Raw genomic sequence first — 24565 nt, 5'->3', positions numbered from 1 at the left:
TATGTCCTTTATCTTAAGCCTTGCAAAAGGTTTTAAGGCAGTTTTTGGTTTATGAAAGGTTTTAGATTTTAGCTACAATTAGTTAATTTTTGTTCCTAAGGGGTGTATATGAAGAGTATCCTTGTGATTACTGATGGTATAGGGTATAGTGAAAAAACACAATACAATGCCTTTTACCACGCTAAAAAACCAACTTATGATTATCTTTTTGCAAATGTGCCTTATGGTATGATTGATACATTTGGAATGAGTGTAGGACTACCAGAGGGGCAAATGGGAAATTCCGAAGTGGGGCATATGTGTATTGGCTCTGGGCGCATACTTTATCAGGATTTGGTAAGAATCTCACAGGCTATCGCAAAGAGTGAGATTCAAAAAAATCCCGCTTTTTTGCAAGTAGTGCAAAATGTGGAGGTAGTGCATTTATGCGGATTATTGAGTGATGGTGGAGTGCATTCACATATTGAGCATTTTAAGGCTTTAGCGCAGATTTTGGAAAATCAAAACAAAAGGGTATTTTTGCATTTAATCACCGATGGACGCGATGTTTTACCCCAAAGTGCGAATACTTTTATAACAGAGATTGAGAATCTATGTGGTAAAAATATCTCCATAGCAAGTATTGCCGGGCGATTTTACGCTATGGATAGGGATAAACGCTGGGATAGGGTGCAAAAAGCCTATGATACCCTCGTAATAGGTGCAAATCCTAGCACACTTAGCCCACAAGAATATGTGCGCTCTCTATATGAAGAGGGTATTTATGATGAGTTTATTGTCCCTGCAAGTTTTGGCGGATTCACAGGTATCAAGGACAATGAGGGATTTATTTTTATCAATTTCCGTTCTGATAGGGCAAGAGAGATTGTCGATGCGCTAGGGAATCCTAACTTTGAGGGCTTTAAGAGAGAATGCGTAGTGAAATGCCACATTGCCACAATGACAGAATACGATGCAAATTTTCCTTATCCTATTCTCTTTCCTAAGCAAAAGGTGCAAAATACTCTTGCCGAAGTGATTGCAGCAAATGGCTTGAAGCAGCTCCATACTGCGGAGACAGAGAAATACGCACACGTTACATTTTTCCTTAATGGTGGGCGTGAGGCTGAGTTTGAGGGAGAAAAGCGCGTGCTTATCCCCTCGCCAAATGTAAAAACCTATGACTTGCTCCCGCAAATGAGTGCGGCGGCGGTGGGCGATGAGGTGCTAAAAGGTATAGAAGAGGGGTTTGATTTTGTTGTTGTGAATTTTGCAAATGGTGATATGGTGGGGCATACAGGGAACTTTGAAGCGGCAAAGGCTGCAGTAGAAGCAGTGGATAAGGAGCTTGGACGCATTATAGAATCCGCAAAGTCTCATAAATACGCACTTTTCATCACAAGCGACCACGGCAACTGCGAGGAGATGAGAGACGAGCAGGGTAATGTTCTCACAAATCATACGATTGGGCAAGTGTGGTGCTTCTGCCTTGCTAATGGCGTAACAAAAGTGGCAAATGGTGGATTAAACAATATTGCGCCGAGCATACTTAAGGTTATGGGCTTAGATATACCAAAAGAAATGGATAAACCATTATTCTAGCGGTATGCAGGCACAATAAGTAGGCGTAGTGGCGTAAAATAAACACGCAAAATACGCGCGTTGTCAAAGTTGGGCGCACAAAAGTGCAACATAAACAAATGCTACAAGAGCGTAAGGCGAGTAGGATTCTAAGCATATGAAAGGGTAATTGGAGGGAGAAAATGGCTGTTGAAATACTCATTATTCTTGGCTTTACAAGTGGCGTGGCGGCTGGATTCTTTGGTATAGGTGGAGGCGTGATTATCGTGCCTTGTTTGCTTATTCTGGGTATGCAAATGGAGTATGCTATCGGTGTATCCATTATGCAAATGGTTTTTTCCTCAACCTTTGGCTCACTCATTAATATTTTTCAAAAAAAGCTTGACATTTATCACGGCGTTTTTGTGGGGTTAGGCGGACTTATTGGGGCATCATTTAGCGGAATAATCGTGGATTCACTCTCTTCGCAAATCCTCCTCCTACTCTTTTTGCTCCTATCTGCGGTGAGTTTTTACAAATATGTCTTTAATGTCAAAACACAAGCTAACCCCACGCCACCTATTACTAATCCTTTCAAGCAAAAGTTTTTGATGATTGGTGCAGGATTCTTAACGGGCATATTTGCTGTGAGCTTGGGAGTTGGTGGAGGGCTTATCCTCGCGCCTATTTTGGCGTATTATCTAGGTTTTGATTCTAAAAAGGTTGTGCCTATTTCGCTTTTTTTTATTATTTTTGCTTCGATTTCTGGCTCACTTTCACTTGCTGCGCACGATTTGATTGACTTTAGAGCCGGTATTATCATCGGTATATCCTCAATGATTGGAGTGTCTTTTGGAATCTATCTCATCAGTAAGGTTACACTGCATAATCATCGTTATGCGCTTATTGGCATATACGCATTCTCTATTATTCTTACATTGTGGAAAGTAGCCCAAAGTTTTGGCTTACTCTAAAGCAGGATTCTGTATTTTTATAAAATAAGAATAGTTATTAATTTATTTTTAAGTTTCTTTACATTATAATGCACCTGTCTTTTAAGTGATGCTTTTAGCAAAATCATTTTTGGTTTGGTTGGGCGGGTTGGGTTAGGAGCATCTTTTCCTTCCTTATTTGTTGTTTGATTGCATAAGTAGGCTACTTTCGTGGTAGCCTATGAAGGCACAATTCTACTTTGGGAGCAAACTATGAATCCACAAACCATCATTTCACATATGAATAATTATCACACAAACGAGCTTATTGCGCTCTGTAAAAAATATGGCAAAAAAGAGGCACTCATTAATGGTGAGGTAAAAAATGCCACGCTCACAGGCATTGATCTTGAGGGTTTAGACATTATCTATAATGATAACATTTCCCTGCGCGTGGAGTTTCCGCAAAAGACTGATGAAAGTAGCCTAAAGGACGCTATCATCAGTTTTTGTCAAAGTGCAAAGCCCGATGATAGCAAAGATATAGCTGATGAAATTGCTGCATTCAAGCAGGGCTTTGGCTCAATCATTATTGCAAGTATTGATAAAGACGGACAGGCAATTGCCTCCTATGCGCCTTTAATGCAGATTCATAACAAACTTTATATCTACATTAGCGAGGTTGCCGAACATTTTGCGAGTATCTCTGCAAATCCCCAAAAAATCGAGGTGCTTTTCCTCGAAGATGAGGGCAAAGCAAAGTCTGTCATCTTGCGCAAACGTTTAAAATACCGCGCAAATGCGCATTTTATTGAGCGTGATAGCGAGGAGTTTAATGCCGCGCTTAATAGTTTAGAATCTGCTATGGGCGGTGCTGGTGGCATAAAGACCATTCGTCAAATGCGGGATTTTCATCTCATCGAGTTACAGCTTGGCTTGGGACGCTTTGTAAAGGGCTTTGGCGCGGCTTTTGATATTTTGCCTAGTGGCGAGATTAAGCAAATTGGCACAGGCGGGGGCAATCCTCATTCAATCCCTCATAAAATGCGTTAAAATTTTAGATTCTATCATCTTGGATTCTATAACAATGTTGGTGTGTCTTTAGAATCTAAGATATGCTATAATGCGCTATCTCACTTCAAAGGCGCATTTTGAAGCTCTCCCCCGCAACACAATCTCTTTACACAGGCAAACATCTGCTTGGATTTTCTGGCGGGGTGGATTCTGTGGCGTTGTTTTTTTTGCTCCTTGAAGCAAATGTGCCTTTTGACATCGCTATCGTGCATTATCATACACGCAAAGAAGCCGATGATGAGGTGGCGTATGCACAAGAGTTGGCACAGATTCACAACAAACAATGCTTTGTCGCCCACGCGCCGCAATTTTCTCATAATTTTGAAACTCAAGCAAGGATATTTAGATTTGGATTCTTTGATGAGATTATAGAATCTTATGGTTACGAGTCGCTTATTCTCGCTCATCAGCTCAATGATCGTTTCGAGTGGTTTATGATGCAGCTCACGCTTGGCAGTGGGCTAGGTAATTTGTTGGGTTTTGATTGGGGGCGCACATATCCTATTGTCCGCCCTTTAGAATCTACCCCAAAGGAAGAGCTTTATAGATTCTGTAAAGAGCGTGATTTACGATACTTTGAGGATACGAGTAATGCGGATTTGCGCTTTAGGCGAAATTTCTTTCGGCATAGATTTTGTAATGATCTTGTAAATACCTTTGGTGTAGGTATAGCACAGAGTCTCAATTATCTCGCGCAGGATAAGGAATATTTGCTTTCACAGATTGCCCCGCGGATTCTGTTTTTAGAATCTTTGCATAAGTTTGTGAGCGAGGCAAGAGAGTCTTTGTATAAAGATTCTAAAAATATTTGTGAATTTTCTAAGACTATGCGGACGGAGAGAGGAAAATATCAATGTGCGATTTTTGCCTTTAACATTAATGAGGAGTATTTGCTCTTGCTCGCGTGTGATAAGGCGGCTAAACTCTGCGGCTATGTGCTAAGCAGTAAGCAACGAGAGGAGATAGTGAAAAGCCATTTTAATTGTAAGATTCACAATCTCATCATCGCTAAAAATGATAAGCTGCTGTTTATTGCGCTGGATAGTATTAGTATGTTTCAAATCGTAACCAAAGAGCCTATGACAAAGCCTTTCAAAACTTTATGCGCCACATATCATATTCCACCAAAGATAAGAAAGCTTATCTGGTGGGAATTTCAGGCTATAAGCACACATATAGAATCTGGTGCAGATTCTATAAACAACCCTCTACCCTCACACAAAACGCAGCAGGAAAATGATAGTTTTGAGTGCAAAATAAAAAACTTTTTTACTCTTTAAAAATTTTTTGTTATTTCTTTATTAACTTTTTAAGGTGGCTATAAATTCAAAGATACTACAATCTATACCGCATTTAAATCAAAATAAGGAGACTGCAATGCAGACAAACACGCTCGAGTATGATTACTCAATTGCTAAGTTATTTGTTTTCTCTGCGATGGCTTTTGGATTTGTAGGGCTGCTCATCGGGGTAGTGATTGCATTTCAAATGGCATTCCCAGATTTAAACTATCTAGCTTCAGAATATGGAACTTTTGGTAGGCTTCGACCTCTTCATACTAATGGTATTATCTATGGTTTTACTCTTAGTGGGATTTGGGCTTCTTGGTATTATTTAGGGCAAAGGGTGCTTAAGATTACCTATAAAGAGCATTGTTTCTTGCATGCAGTGGGACTAGCGCATTTTTGGATATACATTGTGCTTATGGTGCTTGCAGTGGTTACACTTTTTGCTGGACTAACGCAATCTAAAGAATATTCTGAACTTATTTGGCCTCTTGATATTCTTGTAGTTGTTGTGTGGGTATTGTGGGGTGTGAGCCTATTTGGAAGTATGGGTGTGAGACGTGAGCAAACAATTTATATCTCATTGTGGTATTTCATCGCTACATTTGTTGGTATTTCTGCGCTTTACATTTTCAATAACCTTTCGGTTCCAACTTATTTCGTCGCGGGTATAGGGAGTATGTTGCACTCTATTTCATTCTATGCTGGGACAAATGACGCGATGGTGCAATGGTGGTGGGGACATAATGCTGTTGCATTCGTCTTTACTTCAGGTATCATTGGGTTAATCTATTACTTCCTCCCTAAAGAATCTGGACAGCCTATATTCTCATATAAGCTTACATTATTCTCATTCTGGGGACTTATGTTTATTTATATTTGGGCAGGCGGACACCACCTTATTTACTCAACTACGCCTGATTGGATTCAGACACTTGGTTCTGTGTTTTCAGTTATTTTGATTTTGCCTTCGTGGGGGACAGCAATCAATATGTTGCTTACTATGCGTGGTCAATGGCATCAAATCAAAGAATCTCCCATGATTAAATTCCTCATCCTTGCTTCAACTTGGTATATGCTTACCACACTTGAAGGACCGATTCAGTCTATCCGTTCTGTCAATGGCTTGGCTCACTTTACAGACTGGATTATCGGACACGTTCATGATGCAGCTCTTGGTTGGGTAGGATTTATGGTTATTGCTGCGTGCTTCCATATGGTGCCTAGAATCTTCAAGCGAGAGCTTTACTCTAAAAAGCTTATGGACGCGCAATTCTGGATTATGACTACAGGTATTATCCTTTACTTCTCAAGTATGTGGATTGCAGGTATCACACAAGGTATGATGTGGAGAGATTATGATGCGAATGGAAGTCTTATTTATAGCTTTATTCACACAGTAACTGCGCTCTTCCCATACTATCTTATTCGTGCGATTGGTGGGCTTATGTATTTGATAGGATTCATTATGTTTATTTACAACATTCTTATGACTATCTCATCAGGTAGGGTTCTTGACAAAGAACCTCAAAATGCTACACCTATGGCAGCATAAAGGAGGAATAAGCAATGTTTAGTTTTTTGGAAAAAAATCCATTCTTTTTCACGGTTGCGTTTTTGTTGGTTTTTTCTATTGCTGGGCTCGTGGAGGTAATCCCGGGCTTTGCGAAGAAAGCTCAACCTATTGAGGGGCTAAAGCCTTACTCTCTGCTTGAAACAGCAGGGCGACAGGTATATATAGCTGAAGGTTGCTATAACTGCCATTCACAGCTTATTCGTCCGTTTAAGGCTGAAACAGACAGATATGGCTCATACAGCCTTAGCGGTGAGTATGCGTATGACAGACCATTCTTGTGGGGTTCAAAGCGTACAGGACCAGATTTGCATAGAGTAGGTGATAGCCGTAATGCAGTGGATTGGCACGATGGACATATGAGAGATCCAAAGTCTCGTGTGCCCGGCTCAATTATGCCAGCGTATGAGCATCTCTACACAAAAAATGTTGATTTTGAAACAGCATTTGCTGAAGCATATACACAAAAAGTTGTTTTTGGTGTGCCTTATGATGTAGAAGGTGGTGTGCAAATTGGTGCGGATTCTTATGTCAAAGGTGATGTAAATTCACTTGCAAAAGCGAGAGAAATCTTTAAACAAGAAGCTCAAGCTGTTGTAGATGAGATGATAAGCCAAGATGTAAAAGAGGCTTACGAAAAAGGCGAAGTAAAACAAATTGTAGCACTTATTGCCTATATGAATAGTCTTGGGCAATCTCGCCGTGCAGCATCACCTGTAGTATCAGTATCACGGGCAGAAGCAGCAGAATGATGGAGGAATTCATAATGCGGTTTATCATCGCCTATCAAAAAGAGATTTATCTCATCGTTACGCTTTTGCTCGTAGCGTTTTTGTATGGGTATGTGTATCATCTCTACTCCTCACAAGCTAAAGGCAAAAAGGATTATGAGAAGTATGCAAAGTTAGCGTTAAACGATAATCTTGATGATGAACCCGTTGAGCCACGAAAACAAAAATCCAATAAAGGGGAAACAGATGAATTGGTCAGATAATATAACAACACTAGGGTTGCTAGGTGCTTTTGTTATCTTGGTACTCACTATCTTTGTGATGGGTGTATATCTCAAAAAAATTAAAGATGGCAAGGCTGAAGGAGAGTCAGTCGGCGAAAGCTGGGACGGCATAGGTGAGCAAACAAATAATCTTCCTGTTGGTTGGGCTGCTTGCTTTTTAGGTGTGCTTATTTGGGGCTTTTGGTATATATTCCTAGGCTATCCACTTAACGCATATTCACAAATTGGTGAATACAACAAAGAAGTGCAAAGCTTCAATGAAAAATACGCATCTACTTGGGAAACTCTTGATAATCAAGAACTCAAGAATATGGGGCAAAACATATTCTTAGTACAATGCTCACAATGCCACGGCATCAATGCTGGAGGTATGAATGGCAAGGCAGAAGACCTCACAAAATGGGGTAAAGAAGAGGGTATTATCGAAGCTATTAAAACAGGTAGCAAGGGCTTAAATTACATTGCTGGTGAAATGGTGCCTGTGGAGCTAAGCGATAGCGATGCAAGAGCAGTAGCAGCGTATGTAATGCAAGAAATTTCAAGTGTAAAAAGCACAAAATACACACTTGAAGTAAGTAAGGGTAAAGAAATTTTTGCAGAGCAATGTGCAGCTTGTCACGGAGATGAGGGCAAAGGTAATGGTGGCGGACTCGATGGCTTTGCGCCAGACTTGACAAAATATGGCACAACAAATTTCTTGGCGGAAGTGCTTGAAAAAGGCAAAAAGGGTATGATTGGTGTTATGCCTTCATTCGAGTATGCTAACTTTGCGCAAAAGCAAAAAGATGCACTTAACGCGTTTATCCGCGACTTAGAATCTATAGAGTAAGGAGGATTGCGATGAATGGTTTATTTGGACTCAATGGTTTAACAGGGTTTATTATCGCTGTGGTGCTTTTACTTAGCATCGTTGCAGGATTAGGCACTTGCGCAATTCTTACTCAAAAAGATGTTGCGACAAGCTATTACAAGATTGAGCATATAGATTCAATCAAGCAAATCAGCACTGATAATGCCCAATATCACAAAAGCGCGAATTAGGAGGTTGGTATGAAACTTACACTTATTGAAAAATTGCTTGGCACACTCATCGTCATCACCATTATTACGACAATTGTGATTCCATTTATTCCTAATTTCTTCTTGCATTTGGTTTAATTCAATGCTTTGCTTACTAAAGAGGCTAGTTTTTACTAGCCTCTTGTGCCTTACGCTCTCTTATGCAGATAGTCTAGATTCTCAGGTTGCAGGTGGTTCTACATCTCTTGATTTTCAATCTTACATACTTGACAATAGAAGTTTTCTTTTAGTCCCAAAAAGTGTAGAATTTGTGGAGATTCTCTCAAATGAGCTTTTCTCAAAAACAGGTTACTCATTGTATGTAGCCGTTGTTGATAAAACCCCAGAATCTCAACAAAATATCATTGATGAAACATTACCACCTAAAGAATTAGCAAAACTTAGGCGCACTCAATACAAAGATTCTCTTTTGCAGCATCTAAAAGCGCCATATACGCTTATTTTTTTTATGAGAGATGATGAGAAAATGGGTATTATCAGCTCTGAGCCTCATAAGTATTTCAATGAGGACAAAGTATATTTTGAATATATGGTGCCGCTTTTACCAAAACAAAAAGATGAGGCACTCTCACCTCAACTTGTATCGGCTGTTGTCCTTAATGGCTATGCACAAGCGGCAGATATGATTGCCGAGCACTTTGATGTGAAACTTGAAAACAATATGCCCGTAGATGAAAGCGGGGGTCGAGATTTTGTGCGATTCAGTATGTATGCTATGCTCCTCATTATGTTTGGTATCATTGGCGTTATTTATCTTACACGCAAGAAATAATCACAAGGAATAAAAAATGAAAGAAAAGAATTATTGGCCCCACGCCATTATAGGTGTGCTACTTTTTGGCGTATTTATGGTAAGTGTATCTATCACCATTGCGATGAAAAATCCTATCCAAGATGAAAATACCTATTTTGCAAAAAAACGTATTGTAGATGAGAATATTAATGAAATAATCAAAGAACAAACTCTCTTTCACAACATTTATGATTACAAGATTTGGCTAAGTGATGAAAAAGGAATATATGCTAATAACAGCTTTATTTTTCCATATTATGCCCCAGCTAATCGTCCTGACATAAAAGCCAAGATACCAACAAGCATTATCTCTCCCAATGGGGTAAAGCTACACATAGAGCTTCATAAAAAGCTCTCCTCTGCTCGTATTAATAGGATTTGGTTTTATCTTGATTCTAACCGCGAGGCGGATAAATTACAGAATCTAGGTGAGCTCACAAATGTAGAAAATAATCTATGGGAGAGTGAAGTGCTTACCAGCTTACCTTTGGGGCGGTGGAAATTTGTGATTGAGATTAGCTATGAGACAGATATAGAGCAAAATAGCACCGAGCTAAAGGCTTATTTTGAATCCCCAGTGTTTATCAAGGATAAAGTCGATAATGCGCTTTAAAAGGGCACAGATTCCAAGTAATATACATTTTTTAGAGCGAGGTGTAAAACAACAAATAAAGCAGGATATACAGCCCATAACGAAGCATTCTCGCAAATCCCATTCTGCTTTTATGCTCCTTGATGCGGTTATGGGGATTTGTATTTGTGCGAGTGCTTTTGTATTTGCCTTTATGTTTTTATACGCGCTCACACCGACACACACACCTACAAGCTACGAGGTTTATAAAGGGCTTTTTGTCAATCCTATCCAAACAAGTCTATCAAGTAGCCCAAACTCTAGCCAGATTCAATACGAGCTTTTAGAGCATAGCTACACAAGCTCAAAAAGCCTTGAAACACTGCGCTTTTACATACCTCAATCCATTCGATAATGTCTCGTTTATCACACAAACACAATGCTTTCTCACTCTTTGAAGCCGTTGTGAGTATTGTTATTTTGGGTATCGTGGGTATTATTTGCAGCTCTATGCTTTTGCAGATAAGTAAAAATGTCGCCTATACGAAGAATACAAGTGATTCTAGCCCACATCTTGCATTGCTTAAGATTCAAAATCTCCTCGAATACGCTATTATTGAATCCCTTAGCGCAAATGGCACACCTTTCACCACTCCAAGCTCACAAATAAGTTTTTCTAGCATAGAATATTCCTTGTTTTTTGGCGGTGGAGCGAAAAATACGACCAAAGAGGTGCAAAATGATACGCTTTTGCCTAATGTATCGCTTGTGGTGGATTCACATCACGCTAATACACTTTATTTTACATCGCTCAAAGGCTGGCAAAGTGCGCAGGAAGCCTACATACCGAGCAATCCAAAAGAAGCGTTTAAGCCTTACACAATTACGCGTATTCAGGGCAATGCTATAGTGCTAGAGCGTGCGCCAACTCACACGCCGCGCATAATTCTACCTATAAAGACGCACAATCTCGCATTTCATAGTAATGCGCTATGGCTTGATAATGCGTTGCTACTTGATGATGTGCTTTCATTTCTTATTACACCCATAGTCTCTGCACAAGGCACTTTTCTTGCATTAGAATTATGTGTGAAATCCCCCACAAAAGCACGATGTGAAAATGGTGGTGTATGGCTTGATGATATAGTAAGGATATTGTTGTGAATCCTGCGTGTGCGAAGCAAAAGCAAAATATAAGTAATTCCTATAAAAAGCACAAAATGCGCGGAGGATTCTATATTGTCTATGCAGTTTTGTTTATTCTCTCGCTCGGGCTTGCCTGTGCTTTTTACCTTAGCCAATCCCACCATCGCTCATACACTCATAGCACACTCCACGCCAAGATTCAGCTTCAGCTCTACACACGAAGTCTTGCCAATATGCTTACGCTTTGCCTCAAAGAGCGTGATTTTAATAGTTGTAAAAGGCAGGAGTTTGTTTTTCCGCAGGATTATCGTTTCCGCACGACTCTTACAGAAATTGCCCCGCAAACATTTTTGCTTGATATACACGGCAAGGTTTTGCATCCCTCAAATGCTAACACCTTGCGCGTTAGCAAACGTTATGTGTTGCTTTTGCCCTAAATTCTATCGCGCCTAAAATCTTTAGAATCTAACCTTATTGATGAGATTGTATTTCGTGCTTTGCCAAATTTTCTATTTAGCCTCGCTCACTTCATCAACGAGATAGAGCAGATTCTGCCACACAATATTGGTTTTTTCGTTGAGTCCAATCTCACAAGTGCTTGAGCTTGCAAATCCGTGCTTAATACCCCTAAAATGGCTTGTATTTTTTTGTTTTTGTTTATAAAAATCCTTCAATTCCCTCAATGCGCTTTCATTGAGTTCCGGGCAGATAAAGCCTTTGTTTCCGGCAAAACCACAGCATTGCGTTTTGTGATGTATTGCTACTTCTCCGCTTACGCAAGTTTTTGCGATTTGTTCTAATGAGCCACTCCACTTGCCTTTTTTGGTGGCACACATTGCATAAAGCGCAATATTTTCACTCTTAGGCGTAATTTTTAGTCGCTTTAAAAGCACAGATTCTATATATTGAGGCATATCATAGATTTTTAAGCCATTTTTAGAATCCTCTTGTGAGCGCACATACTGCATTGTTTCATAGCTACACGCGCTATGGTCGCACACTATGGCTATATCGCCGTGTTCTTTTTGCATTGCTTTAAAGGTGGCGTAAAGCTCCTTTACCTTGCCCTCCGCACTCTGCTTGTAGTCTTTGTATGCCTTGCCACAGCAGAGATTTGCTACATTGCGCGGATAAATAACACTAACATTCGCCTTTTTGCATACAGATTCAAAAACCTCCTGCAAACTGCGCTTGTCAAGGGCTTTTTTATTCGGTGCAAAGGTGCGATTGATACAGGTTGTAAAGTATATCACTTTCTCTATTTTTTGTGCTTTCTTTTTGTCTTTAGAATCTGCCTTTATCACTTTAGACTTTAAAGCATAAGTATTAGCCTGTGGTAAGGTGCTAGGCATATAGGGTGTGTGAATTTTCTTGTGTGCTTTGAGGCTTAGCCCACTCATCACATTTGAGCCAAAGGCAGAAAAAAGTGTATTGCTAAGGCTTATTCCGCCCTTAAGTGCTTTTATGGTTGTTGCAAAATGCTTACTGCTTTGGTGCGCTACAAATGTGCTAAAACCTCCCACATCTGCATTTTGCGCTACACGAGATTTAATCTCTAGGGCAATGCGTGCGGTATCAATCTCCAAAGGACAGAGTGTTGCGCACATTGAGCAAGTAGCGCAAGTTTCTATACCATAGTATTTATAGCCTTGTTTAAGCCCATTGAGTATCTCCTCTTGCTCCGCGCTCCTATTTGTGATATTTTCTAGCCTTTGTATTTCTTTCCTTAGGGCAATGCGTTGGCGAGGAGTGAGGGTAAGCTCCTTGCTCGGGCATACCTTTTCACAGAATCCACACTCCATACATTGATTGATAAAATCCTCCACCTGCGTAGAATCTTTGAGATTTTGCAAATGGATTTGAGGATTGCTTGAGATAATCACATCGGGGTTGATAAGTCCGCTTGGGTCAAAAATGCGCTTGATTTGACAATTTATCTCATAGGCTTTAGCTCCCCATTCTCTCTCAACAAATGGCGCAACCATTCTGCCTGTGCCGTGTTCTGCCTTTGTGCTGCCATTTAGGGCTATGACAGATTCCACCATAGCTTCCATAAAGCCACCAAATCGCTCACTCTCGCTTTTTTCACCCAAAAATGGCGTGATGATAAAATGCACATTGCCCGATAGTGCGTGTCCAAAGATAATGCCATCATATTTAAATTTTTTAAAGAGTTTTGTAATCTCCTCAATGCCTGTCGCAAAAGATTCTATGGGGAAGCAAATATCCTCTGTAATGACAATGCTCCCGCTTGGGCGCAAACTCGCAGACAATGGCAAAAGGGCTTTGCGTATTTTCCACCAAGATTGTATTTCTTTCTCATCACTGCTAAAATGCACCCCAAAGAGGCTAGGCGCAGAATTTAGCGCATTGCTAATAAAGGCGATTTTGCTATCCAATCCCTCCTGTGAGCTATCCTCTAATTGCGTTAAAATAGCGCATTGTCCGCTTTTAATACTCTTTAGCTCCTTTGGCGCGCCCTCTAAATGTTGGGCTGATTTCAAACACGCATAATCCATTATTTCTGCTGCACTTACCTTGTCATCATTTTTTGCAAGAATCTGCACCGCTTTTGCCGCAGATTCTAAATCTTTATAAAAGAGCAAAGCACAGGCTTTAAACGCACTATTTTCCACGCATTCATACTCTACCCTTGAGACAAAGCCCAGCGTCCCCTCTGCGCCAATGAAAATGTGATTCAAAATATCCTTTATATCTGCGAAATCAAGTAGAGTGTTAATGCTATAACCAGTCGTGTTTTTAATGGCAAATTTGCGTTTAATGAGGTTACAAAGCGTCTTATTTTTGAGAATTTCTCCTCTCAAAGCAAGTAATGCTTCCGCCTTGTCCTTATGCAATCGCATAAAAGATTCTATATTTTCGTTTTTATTTGCATTTTCGCTCGTATCAAGCACAAAGCCATTGTGTAAAATCACACGCACAGATTTAATCGTGTTGTAGCTATTTTGCTTCACGCCACAGCACATACCGCTTGAATTGTTGGAGAAAATCCCGCCAATCATCGCATTATTAATCGTAGCCGGGTCAGGTCCAATCTTTTTACCAAATGGCTTGAGTGCGTCATTTGCCTCACTTCCTATCACGCCACAATCACAAAAAATGCTTTGTGCTTCGCGTGTTATGCTGATTTCCTGCCACCTTGCATTTGCTAAAACAAGCACAGATTCACTACACGCCTGTCCGCTTAGGCTTGTCCCTGCTGCCCTAAAGGTAAGAGGCGTATTGTATTTATTGCTTAGGGTAAAAAGCAAAATAATTTCACGTTCATCAAATGCCCTTACCACCACGTGCGGTACATAGGCATAGCAAGAAGCATCTACGCCATAAGCAAAGCGGCGGAGATAATCTGTGTAGATTCTATCCTCAAAAATATGGGTTGCCTCGCGTATAAATCCATCAAAGTCGGGGCTTTTTGCTTTCATTTGTGGCTCTTTAGTATCGTGTGGATTGTGTGATGACATAATTTCTCCTTATTTCTCATATTGCAAAGATGATTATAGCAGTTTTACTTCGTTTAGCTTGATATAACTTTGCATTTTGGCTTTATTGTATCTCTAAAAGCTACTCCCTTTACATTTTGTTTTTTTGTAAAGTGCCTTTTGATGATTCTATCTTTTCACATTTTCGCACAAATCCAATCAGTAATTAAGCTTTAGCGAACTGCGTGCGAATACCTAAGAAGTTTATGCAAAAAATGGTAGAATTATATTGACAATTTGAGGAGTTAGAATGAATAAGCAAGTCATATTATCTATTGAATCTAAAGATTCTGTATTCAAAGAATATCGTTGGTTTTGGGTGAGAAGTGTATATGATTTTGTGCCAAAAGACAATGCAAAAGCTTGCACTGATTATCTCAAAGGAGAGCGAATATTCACTGCCGCCAATTATAAAGAGGGTATCCCTACACACCAAAGCATACCCTTAGAAATAGACACCTCATATTCAAAAGCTAAAATGCTTTTTGGAGAGAGCAAAGAAAAGGAACAGAATCATCCGCTAGAAATCGCGCATTATTTGTGCTTAGATTTTACAAAAAATTCTATGACGATGAAAGGCAAAACTATATCCACATAGGCTTTATCTATGAGAAAGGGAGTGAAATAACCAAAAGGCGTATAGATAAAGCCAAAAATATAGATTTTGCCCTTACCTTAAAAAATGCAAGGGAACTCTACTTTGATGATTCTATCGTGCAGGAAAAATACAATGACTTTAACCAAAAAGCTAAAATATGCAGGGTATTTTGGTTTGGAAGCTACTTATTTGGAAAATAAATACATCTCAATATAAAAACTTTCTAAGTCAAGCGATGCAAAGCCATCTATCCTCGCACATCAAGTAAGCTTTCTTGAAACTCATACAAGGGCTTAAGCGCAGAATCAAGCACAATGCTACTTACCGCAAAGCCCTTAAGGAGCGCAAAATTCTGCTCTAGCAAAATTTTGGTGCTTTCATACATCACTTTAAGGCTTAAGGCATTTCCGCCTTTTGCAATGTTTATCTCGCCTTCAATAATCCCAAGAGAAGGCATTATCGCGCTAAATCGCACCTTGTTTGTGCCAACTCTCTTCATTTGTAGCACCTCGTCTTTTTCGCTAATCACTAGGCTTAACACATTTTTTTCTAGTCCAAGCAGGAGATTACCTAGAAAGATAAATTCATCTTTGCTTACAGAATCTGCAAGTTTTTGACTCAAAAAGTCCTTAAATCCTGAAAAAATATCGCTCTGCTTCCCCAAATCCTGTAAGTTTTGCAAGGAAAGCTTGAGCGGTGCATTAGCAAACATATCGATGATTTTAGGCTGTGCGATAAGATTTTTAAGCGTGATATGCCCAAGCGAACTTCTGCCCATTTCACCCCAATACCGCTCACCTACATTAAGTTGCTTATGGCTTTTAGTTTCAATCCTCTGTGCTCCAATCTGCAACAAATACATATCGCCCTTAAGTTTTGCAATTACCTTTATGAGTATAGGCAGGGCGGCATTATAGGTCGTGGGTGTTTGTGTATTTTTAAGTGTGGCGGCAATTTGAGCAATCTTGTTGAGCATAGTGAGTTATTTGACTTGAGATTCCAAATCTTTATAAGTAAGGAGAGGTGCGATAAAAAGCGCGATTTTGAGTGCCACATCAAACTTGCTCCCGCTTATTTCTTCTATGCCTTGAGATGTGATAATCTTTAGCGCATTATTTTCGCCACCAAATGGATTGTTTGCGTTTATCACATTGAGGCATACTGCCTCGCAATGTTTGTTTTTAAGCATATTTTGAGCGTGATTTAGAGCGTTTTTCTCATCAGTTTCGGCTTTAAAACCTATTTTATATATTTTATCCGCGCAAATGTGTGAAAGAATGTCTTTTGTCTTGTGGCAGACTAAAATAAGCTCATCGCCAATTTGCTCTTTTTTAAGTTTGCCCTCCTGCCTTGTGGGTGCATAATCTGCAAGGGCTGCCACCATAAAAAGTGCTGGTTTTTTTGTGGATTTTAAATCCAATGCAGTATGTATGGCTTCACTAATGGCTTCATCATAGGAGCGCACGCTCTGCACCCTTTTGCATTCTATGCCAAGTGGTAATGTTATGGGAAATGCGCTTGAGATAAGCCTCACTCTCGCGCCTAACATATAAAGGGCAAGAGCCAAGGCACTTGCTTGTTTGCCGCTGCTGTGATTAGAAATGTATCGCACCAAATCTATATTTTCTTTTGAGCCTCCGCCAGTAATGATTACTTCTCTATCGCGCCAAAAGGCTATTTGTGCGGGGGGATTGTGTGTGTTAGAATTTTGAAAATATGAGATTTGCAAATGTGAATCTTGCAAATATAAGGCGCGGGCGAGGCAGAAAATTATCTCATCAACTTCGGCTAATGCGCCATTGCCATAGTCTCCACAGGCGAGGAGGCTAGAACGAGAGGGAATTATCTCATAACCCATAGATATGAGCGTATCAAGGTTACGTTTGGTTTGAGGAGCATCTAGCATCGCGGTATTCATCGCGGGGGCTAGAATCTTGGGTGCGCTGGTAGCTAAAATCGCACTTAACATTACAGAGTCTGCTATGCCATAGGCGATTTTTGCAATGCTATTTGCGGTGGCTGGAGCGATAAGTACGATGTCTGCCCACTTGGCATAGGAGATGTGATTTACCCCAACTATTGTCTTGTCTGCGACTTTGTCTATACTTTCATTAACGCATTCACTTGCCCACATTTGGTTATTTTCACTTAGCACGATGTTTTTGCTTAATGCTTCAAAGCTAAGAGGATTCACAAACTTACACGCCTCCGCACTCATAATCACTCTTATTTGTGCGCCATATTTATAAAGTCGCGAGATACATTCGAGCATTTTATACGCGGCAATACTTCCGCTTACACAGATAAGAATTTTTTTGTGGGTAAAAATTTTCTGCATAGAATCTCCTCTTTGAGCCTTTGGGGCTTAGCCCCCTTAAAAGAGGCTTTAAGCACAAGAATCTAGCAAATAAAAGCTTATTTTGAGGTTATTTTGTGAGGTCTTTAATGAATCTATCAGCCAAATAGAGTCCATTATCCCCAGAGCCAATAAGTCTAATCTTATCTACAATGCCGCGGAAAAGTGCTTCTTCTTCGTGTTGTTCATTCACATACCATTGTAAGAAATTGAATGTTGGATAATCTTTATTTGTGAGCGTAAAATCCACAAGATCGTTAATAGATTGCGTGATTTTTTGCTCGTGAGCGTAGGTTTTTTCAAATACATCAAGTAAGCTGCTAAATTGAGATTCTGGCTCATCAACGCGTGCAATCTTTACTTTAGAATCTGTCTCATTGAGGTAAGTAATAAGGCGTTTTGCGTGGTCGCTTTCCTCTCCTGCGTGTTGAAACAAAAACAATCCTGCACCATCAAAGCTATTTTCATAGCACCAAGAACTCATACTTAAGTAGAGATTTGCCGCATACATTTCTTTTGCGATTTGCTCGTTGAGCATTTTTACAACATTTTCTAATACCATTTTGATTCCTTTAATGAGAATTTAAACGCGGTATTCTAAAATGTGTTTTCTAATATTTTCCTTAAAACTTTATCATTTTTGGATTATTTTGAGAATCTCTTCATTGCTTAGCCACCAAGAATTACTTTGGCTACTGTATTCAAAGCCGGGAGCCACAGCCACGCCCTTTTCGCCTTTAAGTGTAGTGTGATAATCCACAGGCGTTTGGAAATTTATCGTTGGCATAATGGTAAAAAACTCATCAAATTCAATACATAAATGAGAATCATCTTTTGGCACCATTATTTCGTGTAGCTTTTCACCCGGGCGAATGCCGATGATTTTATGCGGTAAATGCGGAGCGAGTGCGTGGGCTAAATGCGTAATTTTCACACTTGGAATCTTGGGGATAAAAATCTCTCCGCCGTGCATTCGTTCAAGATTATCGAGCACAAAGCACACACCAGATTCTAAAGTGATGAAAAATCTTGTCATATGTTCATCAGTGATTGGTAGCTCCTTTGCACCCTCATAGATAAGCTTTTGAAAAAATGGAATCACAGAGCCACGAGAAGCCACGACATTACCATAGCGCACCACGCTAAATTTAGAATTCTTGTTTCCCTTGATGTTGTTTGCGGTTACAAAGAGCTTATCTGAGCAAAGCTTTGTTGCGCCATAGAGGTTAATAGGATTTGCCGCCTTATCAGTGCTAAGTGCAATAATATGCTTAACATTATTACTAAGACACGCGCTTATGACATTACTTGCGCCATCAATATTTGTTTTGATGCACTCCATTGGGTTATATTCGGCAATGGGGACGTGCTTGAGTGCGGCAGCGTGAATACAAATATCTACGCCATTCAGCGCAGATTCTAAACGATTCCTATCACGCACATCACCGATAAAATAACGCATTCTTTTGTCATTGAAGACTTGCGCCATTTCGTATTGTTTGAGTTCATCACGGCTATAAACAATAATTTTCTTTGGATTGTGTTGTTTTAAAACGATTTCTACAAACTTCTTGCCAAAGCTCCCTGTGCCACCGGTAATAAGAATAGTCTTGTTATCCACTAAATGCCCCATATCTCCCCTTTACTTTTTGATATAACCCAACTCTTTAAGCTTATTGGCGATTTTCACAAGCGTAGGTCCCCCACTCCCTCCGCTACCGCCGTGTTCGATAAGAATCGTAACAGCATATTGTGGATTCTCATAGGGTAAAAATGCGGTAATCCACGCGTGCGAGCGGTGAAAATACTCCATATCCGCTTCTCTCACGCGCTTTTGCACATCTTGGGGTATGCTGATTACTTGCGCTGTGCCTGTTTTACAAGCAAGACTTACTTTTGCGCCTTGTGTGCGATAATACGCCGTGCCTCCGGGCATAGAGCAGACTTGATACATACCCTTGCGCAACACATCGAGCTTTGATTTTTGAAAGTCGTTGAGCACATCTTTTGGTGGAAAATTTGAATCCACGCCATTAAAATCCATAGCAAAATGTGGTGTTACAAGTTTGCCTGAAGCAATCAGCGCGGTATAGCGCGCTATCTGCATAGGAGTAGCAAGAAAGTATCCCTGCCCGATGGAAGTTGTCAAAGTATCACCCTTATACCACTGCTCCCCATAGCGACGTAGTTTCCATTCTGGTGTGGGCAAAATGCCCTTTACTTCATTTGGTATATCTACCCCTGTAAGCTCCCCTAAGCCCATTTGAGTAAGCACATTAGCAGTGTTTTCAATACCCGCATTTTGAGAGAGTATATAAAAATATACATCAACAGATTCTCTAATAGCCTTAAATGCGTCAGCACTGCCGTGCCCAGAAGCTTTCCAATCACGGAATTTACGCCCACCAAACTCCACAAATGGTGGCGTTTGTATAATCGTGTTCTCGTGGATATTTGCATACTCCAAATAAGAAAGTAGCATACCCATTTTAATCACAGAGCCGGGTGGATAGCGTCCATAGACGAGCTTATTAATAAGGGGCTTGTGTATATTGTCTGTCAAGTCTTGCCAATTTTTATGGCTAATGCCATCGACAAAATAATTAATATTATATTCTGGATAGCTCCCTGCGGCTAGAATCTCGCCATTATGCACATTCATCACAATCACCGCACCATACTTATCCACAAACTCTTTATCTATGCTTTCTTGTAGTGCTAAATCAAGTGAGAGACGCAAATCGTTGCGCTTGAGCACATTGTCTTCTTGCAAAAGCTTTGTTTCTTTATAAAGGGAGTTGATTTGCGTCTTTCTATATCCTGCTTTACCTTGTAAATAGCTGTTGTAAGTCTTTTCTATGCCGTCTTTGCCGATGATTTTACTATAAGCGGAGAGGGGGTTATTTTGCATATCCTTATCATTCGCTTTTGATACATAGCCTATAACGTGTGAAGCCGCGGTATCATTGGGATAGAATCTTTTTGCATTGGTGGCGATAATGATATTAGGGGAACGCCTCAAGTACGCATATACCTTAAGCATTTCTGCATAGGGGATAAAGCGCACAAGTTCCACAGGCACGTGATTGTATATGTGGTTATTTTTTTTGTAAGTCTTTAATAATTCCTCTTTATCAAGATAAGGTAAAAGCGAGACAATATGATCAATCTCAGATTCAACTACACTACTATTACGAATCTTAGGTAGAAGGGAGATAGAAAATCCAAGTTCGTTAATCGCCAAAGGTTCGTTATTCCTATCAACAATCGTTCCTCGCATAGGAAGCAAAACCTCTGTTTTTAGGGCATTTTTTTCAGCGAATTTTTCATAATATTCATTATTGATTACATTTACTACAATAAGGCGCAGACAGATGATAGACCACACCGCGAGCATAGAAAATATAAAAAACTTGTATCGAATATTCATCTCATAAACATCACTATAATGATTTCACATACGGCATAATAAAGCAATATCCACACATTAGGGGTTGTATTACCCGTGAGTATATCTGTCGCAATAGATGCGATTAATAAACCAATATATGCCAAAATAACACAGGCAATGCGCGTGATACGCACAGAATCAAACATTATTCTAATACGCGGTATTACAAAAAAGGCAAGCAATAAGAATAATGCCAAAAGCATTCCCATAGGTAATTCATTCTCGGATTCTATAACAACCATATAGCCAATAATCGCTAAGAATCTGTATAAATTATCTTGCTTATCATATCTTACAAAGAGTGCGAGGCACACGCCCACGAGCGGTGGTAGCCATATATTCATACTCGCTATACTCTCATAAATATAGAATCCTACAAAGAGGAGAATACTTAAGAGAGTTTGTTTATGAGAGCTATTTCGTCGCATATTGGAAAATGTTTGCATTTGATACAATCCGCCCATATTTTGTGATTTGGTAAAAATGATTTCTCTATTATAACAAAACCTAGCCTTTGAAACAAATGTGCGCGATAAGTGAGGGTGAGAATCTCCTTTAGCCCTAGATTCTTCCCCTCCTCTAAAGCACTTTGGATAAGGCTACTGCCTATGCCTTTACTTCGAAAAGATTCCTTTACCACCAAAGAGCGCACTTCTGCTAAGCTTTTAGAATAAATATATAGCGCACAAAATCCTGTTATTTCGCCACTTTGTGAATCTCTAGCAAGATGATAAGAGCGAATGGCATTTGCCATTTCATCTTCGCTTCGCTCTAATATAATGCCATTTTTTACCTCAACACTCACAATCTCACGCATAGCTGGAATATCCGCTATTGTTGGTCGTATAATCTCAATGCTCATTGTTAAGTCCTAAAGTATGGGATAGAATCTCCTCACGCATTTGCGCTGTGGAGGTCATTTTGCGATGATTCTTTGCATTCGCGCTAAAGATAAAGTGATAGATATTCTTTGCATTGTTACTCGCGTTTATTGCGCTGTTTGTAGATTCTATATCATTTTTAGAATCTGCCCTATGTAGAGTTTCTACTTTGCTTTTTAATGCGTTAAGCTCATTTTGTGTAAGTTTATCAGCTTTGGTGTAGATTCTAAAAATACATTGGTCATTGTAGATTATAGAATCTAGCACTTCGCTCATCATTGTATCCATTTGCGTATCTCTATGGCGAGAGTCGATGAGGTGTAAAAAAAGCTTAATTGATGTGCGCGTATGTAAAAATTCTAACAAATGCTCCCCCCATTGTGCCTTTATTGTTTTGCTTACCTTCGCATAGCCAAAGCCGGGTAAGTCAATAAAAGTAAGCGGAATAGTATCATTTTTGTTAGTCCAAGTAGATGCAAAAAAATTAATGAGTTGTGTTTTTCCCGGTGTGGCGGAGCTTTTTGCAAGGGGTTTATTTAAAATGGCATTGATAAAGGTGCTTTTGCCGACATTGCTACGTCCCAAACACACGATTTCAGAATCCTTTGGTGGCGGCGCATTGCGCACATTGCTCGCACTACTCACAAAATGAGATTGAATCACCTGTATCATTATTTCTCATTGTCTAGGCTAAATGTTACCACACTAGGCTTTTGTTTCGTGCCCTGTATGGAGGCTTCCTCTGTGGCAGGGCTTAGCACAATCATATTGCCTCGAATGATATTTGTCTTGCCTTTTTCCTCAATCACCGCATTATCAAGGAGTTTATATTCATCTTTTTGCACATCATAGGTTGCCTTTTTTGCTCTACCGCTTATTTCTTTGTTTGGCATTTTTACATAGAATCTCACGCTTCCTATCGCGGTATATTTCAGCGGTTGATTCTTTTTGTTTGTCTCTATTATCACACTGTCTGCCCATAGCTTATCCTCGCCCTTTGTGATAAAAACATCGCCACTTAGTGTAGTCTCACCATTTTTTAAATCACTTTTGATTTTTTTTGCGCTCACTTGAAGTGTTTCTGTTGCGCTAAGACTTAGTGCAAAAAAGTTTACAAGGCATACAATCGCATATATCTTGCATAGTTGCATTATTTGTCCCCCAAAGTCATATTGATTTTTATAGAATCCGCGCTGATGTTATCCTGCCTTGCATCGTAGTAGAGGTCCATCCCTTTTGCTTTCGTGTTTGTGTTGTTGAGTGTAAAATCTCCCTTGCCCGTGAAAATGCCCGTGATGTAATTATAATTTCCCCATTTGCTCCAAAAATTCAGCCCATCTAAACGTAGATAATGCACACCTTGCGAAAATGTGTAGATTCTATTTTTGCTATGCACGAAAGGTGCATACATATATTCATTGAAAGCATTATTGACTTGATTGATAAAGAGTTCATAAATTTCCTCGTGAGATTCAAAACGTAGAGCTTTTGCACCCGAAGAAATCGCTTGTGTGTATTGAGAATTAATAATATAGAGTTCAAAACCTGTCATCTCTATATTTGGCACTTCCTTGCCAATGGCAGCGTGGATTTCATTATCGCGCGTGAAAAATACAATACTGCTAAGGCTAAACAACAAAAGCGCGATAAAAAAAATATAGATTCTATAAGAAATGTTTTTCAAGCTTTTTATCCCCATTGCGCTTTAATACATCTTCTATCATTTCGCGAACTGCACCATTCCCACCGCAGTGTTTTAGAACCTTAAAGGTATATTTTTTCAGAGCCTTATCACCATTTTTGGGCATATACGCATAAGGGCAGATTCTAAACATACTTAAATCGTTTAAATCATCACCGATACAAGCGACTTCATCTTGCCCTAAGCCAAGCATTTGAATTAGCTCTTGTAGCACTTGCCCCTTATTTTTTACACCCATAAAAATATGTTCTATGCCAAGCTCATTTGCGCGTTTCTTGACAATGCTAGATTCCCTTCCTGTGATAATCGCACTCGGGCGTTTTAGGATATGATTCCACACATTTATCGCTAAGCCATCACGTATATCAAAGCTCTTTATCTCCTCGCCACTTTGAGAAAAATATACCTTGCCATCGCTCAATGTGCCATCGACATCAAAAACGAGAAGTTTTATCATAATACGCCTTTTGTGGAGGGAATATAGATTCTAGAATTGAGTGTTAGAGCGCGGCGCAATGCCACTGCAAAGGCTTTAAACATTGCCTCGATGATATGGTGGAGATTTTTGCCTCTTTTTAACACAATATGCACACTTAGCCCTGCATTAAAGCACAATGCGCGGAAGAATTCCTCTACAAGCTCTACATCAAGCTCCCCCACTTTACCCTTAAATGGAAGCCTATACGCATTTGTTTCAAAAACCAAAAACGCGCGATTGCTGATGTCAATATCACACTCCACGCAAGATTCGTCCATTACTACACTCGCATTGCCAAACCGCTCAATGCCTGCCACCGGATAAATGCTCTCGCGCAATGCCTCGCCCAAAAGTATCCCGCAATCTTCAATACTATGATGTCCATCGACAAAAATATCACCCTTGCAATTAATGTCCAAATCCATAAGCGAGTGCTTGGTCAGAGATTCTAACATATGATTGAAAAAGCCTATATCGGTGTGAATCTTCGCCTGTCCGCTACCATACACGAGTAGGCTTAAGGTAATATCTGTCTCTTTTGTCTTGCGCGATTTTTGTATTGTTTGGGTCATTTTTGAATCTTGTGCCAT

General features: G+C 39.8%; 28 protein-coding genes. 15 read left to right on the top strand and 13 right to left on the bottom strand.

Annotated features, from left to right (window positions below):
- Positions 1-102 precede the first annotated feature (102 nt).
- From gpmI to LS67_RS00655, 14 genes are all read left to right on the top strand, one after another.
- Positions 103-1581, top strand: a complete 1479-nt coding sequence (gene gpmI / locus LS67_RS00720) for a 2,3-bisphosphoglycerate-independent phosphoglycerate mutase (RefSeq protein ID WP_201274009.1) — start codon at positions 103-105, stop codon at positions 1579-1581.
- 161 nt (positions 1582-1742) lie between these two features.
- Complete coding sequence (locus LS67_RS00715) at positions 1743-2513, top strand: sulfite exporter TauE/SafE family protein (RefSeq protein ID WP_034325372.1); 771 nt, start codon at positions 1743-1745, stop codon at positions 2511-2513.
- Between the two features lie 231 nt (positions 2514-2744).
- A complete protein-coding gene (locus LS67_RS00710) occupies positions 2745-3524 on the top strand; it encodes a HugZ family heme oxygenase (RefSeq protein ID WP_034325427.1) in 780 nt (259 codons plus the stop codon).
- 98 nt (positions 3525-3622) lie between these two features.
- Complete coding sequence (gene tilS / locus LS67_RS00705) at positions 3623-4825, top strand: tRNA lysidine(34) synthetase TilS (protein WP_052082193.1); 1203 nt, start codon at positions 3623-3625, stop codon at positions 4823-4825.
- A 97-nt stretch (positions 4826-4922) separates the two neighbouring features.
- Complete coding sequence (ccoN, locus tag LS67_RS00700; protein ID WP_034325371.1) at positions 4923-6386, top strand: cytochrome-c oxidase, cbb3-type subunit I; 1464 nt, start codon at positions 4923-4925, stop codon at positions 6384-6386.
- A gap of 14 nt (positions 6387-6400) precedes the next feature.
- Complete coding sequence (gene ccoO, locus LS67_RS00695; protein WP_034325370.1) at positions 6401-7156, top strand: cytochrome-c oxidase, cbb3-type subunit II; 756 nt, start codon at positions 6401-6403, stop codon at positions 7154-7156.
- Positions 7153-7398: a cytochrome c oxidase, cbb3-type, CcoQ subunit gene (locus LS67_RS00690; protein WP_081951497.1), complete on the top strand. Its 246-nt coding sequence runs from the start codon at positions 7153-7155 to the stop codon at positions 7396-7398. The genes ccoO and LS67_RS00690 overlap by 4 nt, the downstream gene beginning before the upstream one ends.
- Positions 7382-8248 (top strand): cytochrome-c oxidase, cbb3-type subunit III, encoded by an 867-nt coding sequence (gene ccoP / locus LS67_RS00685; RefSeq protein WP_034325369.1) that lies wholly within the window; start codon positions 7382-7384, stop codon positions 8246-8248. Before LS67_RS00690 ends, ccoP begins: the two co-directional genes overlap by 17 nt.
- A gap of 11 nt (positions 8249-8259) precedes the next feature.
- Entirely contained in the window at positions 8260-8460 is a 201-nt protein-coding gene (locus LS67_RS00680; RefSeq protein ID WP_034325368.1) for a DUF4006 family protein, read from the top strand.
- Between the two features lie 121 nt (positions 8461-8581).
- Entirely contained in the window at positions 8582-9271 is a 690-nt protein-coding gene (locus LS67_RS00675) for a hypothetical protein (RefSeq protein WP_034325367.1), read from the top strand.
- A gap of 16 nt (positions 9272-9287) precedes the next feature.
- Positions 9288-9905: a hypothetical protein gene (locus LS67_RS00670; protein WP_034325366.1), complete on the top strand. Its 618-nt coding sequence runs from the start codon at positions 9288-9290 to the stop codon at positions 9903-9905.
- On the top strand, positions 9895-10278 hold the full coding sequence (locus LS67_RS00665) for a hypothetical protein (protein WP_236096314.1): 384 nt from the start codon (positions 9895-9897) through the stop codon (positions 10276-10278). Before LS67_RS00670 ends, LS67_RS00665 begins: the two co-directional genes overlap by 11 nt.
- A gap of 50 nt (positions 10279-10328) precedes the next feature.
- On the top strand, positions 10329-11027 hold the full coding sequence (locus LS67_RS00660; RefSeq protein WP_231944784.1) for a hypothetical protein: 699 nt from the start codon (positions 10329-10331) through the stop codon (positions 11025-11027).
- Positions 11024-11446 (top strand): hypothetical protein, encoded by a 423-nt coding sequence (locus LS67_RS00655; RefSeq protein ID WP_231944783.1) that lies wholly within the window; start codon positions 11024-11026, stop codon positions 11444-11446. Before LS67_RS00660 ends, LS67_RS00655 begins: the two co-directional genes overlap by 4 nt.
- A gap of 72 nt (positions 11447-11518) precedes the next feature.
- Here the strand turns inward: LS67_RS00655 and LS67_RS00650 are convergent, their stop codons facing one another.
- A complete protein-coding gene (locus LS67_RS00650) occupies positions 11519-14452 on the bottom strand; it encodes an FAD-binding and (Fe-S)-binding domain-containing protein (RefSeq protein WP_034325422.1) in 2934 nt (977 codons plus the stop codon).
- 307 nt (positions 14453-14759) lie between these two features.
- On the opposite strand from LS67_RS00650, the gene LS67_RS00645 reads away from it, so the two are divergent.
- Complete coding sequence (locus LS67_RS00645) at positions 14760-15107, top strand: hypothetical protein (RefSeq protein WP_034325364.1); 348 nt, start codon at positions 14760-14762, stop codon at positions 15105-15107.
- A gap of 247 nt (positions 15108-15354) precedes the next feature.
- On the opposite strand, the gene LS67_RS00635 is transcribed toward LS67_RS00645, so the two are convergent.
- The 12 genes from LS67_RS00635 to hisB form a co-directional block, all read right to left on the bottom strand.
- Positions 15355-16083, bottom strand: coding sequence for a hypothetical protein (locus LS67_RS00635; protein WP_034325362.1), 729 nt, complete (start codon positions 16081-16083; stop codon positions 15355-15357).
- 6 nt (positions 16084-16089) lie between these two features.
- Positions 16090-17445, bottom strand: coding sequence for a bifunctional phosphopantothenoylcysteine decarboxylase/phosphopantothenate--cysteine ligase CoaBC (gene coaBC, locus LS67_RS00630; protein ID WP_034325361.1), 1356 nt, complete (start codon positions 17443-17445; stop codon positions 16090-16092).
- 88 nt (positions 17446-17533) lie between these two features.
- A complete protein-coding gene (gene ftnA / locus LS67_RS00625) occupies positions 17534-18025 on the bottom strand; it encodes a non-heme ferritin (protein ID WP_034325360.1) in 492 nt (163 codons plus the stop codon).
- A gap of 72 nt (positions 18026-18097) precedes the next feature.
- Positions 18098-19096: a UDP-N-acetylglucosamine 4,6-dehydratase (inverting) gene (gene pseB / locus LS67_RS00620; protein ID WP_034325358.1), complete on the bottom strand. Its 999-nt coding sequence runs from the start codon at positions 19094-19096 to the stop codon at positions 18098-18100.
- Positions 19097-19105: 9 nt separating this feature from the next.
- Positions 19106-20893, bottom strand: a complete 1788-nt coding sequence (mrdA, locus tag LS67_RS00615; RefSeq protein WP_034325357.1) for a penicillin-binding protein 2 — start codon at positions 20891-20893, stop codon at positions 19106-19108.
- Positions 20890-21342 carry a hypothetical protein gene (locus tag LS67_RS00610; protein ID WP_034325356.1) on the bottom strand — a complete coding sequence of 151 codons (453 nt, stop codon included), beginning with the start codon at positions 21340-21342 and terminating at the stop codon, positions 20890-20892. Before LS67_RS00610 ends, mrdA begins: the two co-directional genes overlap by 4 nt.
- Complete coding sequence (locus LS67_RS00605) at positions 21306-21776, bottom strand: N-acetyltransferase (RefSeq protein WP_034325355.1); 471 nt, start codon at positions 21774-21776, stop codon at positions 21306-21308. Before LS67_RS00605 ends, LS67_RS00610 begins: the two co-directional genes overlap by 37 nt.
- Positions 21766-22467: a ribosome biogenesis GTP-binding protein YihA/YsxC gene (gene yihA / locus LS67_RS00600; protein WP_034325354.1), complete on the bottom strand. Its 702-nt coding sequence runs from the start codon at positions 22465-22467 to the stop codon at positions 21766-21768. The genes LS67_RS00605 and yihA overlap by 11 nt, the downstream gene beginning before the upstream one ends.
- Positions 22467-22946: a lipopolysaccharide transport periplasmic protein LptA gene (lptA, locus tag LS67_RS00595; protein WP_034325352.1), complete on the bottom strand. Its 480-nt coding sequence runs from the start codon at positions 22944-22946 to the stop codon at positions 22467-22469. The genes yihA and lptA overlap by 1 nt, the downstream gene beginning before the upstream one ends.
- Complete coding sequence (locus LS67_RS00590; protein WP_034325351.1) at positions 22946-23479, bottom strand: hypothetical protein; 534 nt, start codon at positions 23477-23479, stop codon at positions 22946-22948. The genes lptA and LS67_RS00590 overlap by 1 nt, the downstream gene beginning before the upstream one ends.
- Positions 23460-23954, bottom strand: coding sequence for a KdsC family phosphatase (locus LS67_RS00585; protein WP_034325350.1), 495 nt, complete (start codon positions 23952-23954; stop codon positions 23460-23462). Before LS67_RS00585 ends, LS67_RS00590 begins: the two co-directional genes overlap by 20 nt.
- Positions 23951-24547: an imidazoleglycerol-phosphate dehydratase HisB gene (gene hisB / locus LS67_RS00580; protein ID WP_034325421.1), complete on the bottom strand. Its 597-nt coding sequence runs from the start codon at positions 24545-24547 to the stop codon at positions 23951-23953. Before hisB ends, LS67_RS00585 begins: the two co-directional genes overlap by 4 nt.
- Positions 24548-24565: the final 18 nt, after the last annotated feature.

The organism is Helicobacter sp. MIT 03-1616, assembly GCF_000765685.2.
Lineage (GTDB): Bacteria > Campylobacterota > Campylobacteria > Campylobacterales > Helicobacteraceae > Helicobacter_C > Helicobacter_C typhlonius.
Note: the sequence above shows the minus strand (reverse complement) of the source record. Positions and strands in the feature narration are given on the sequence as shown.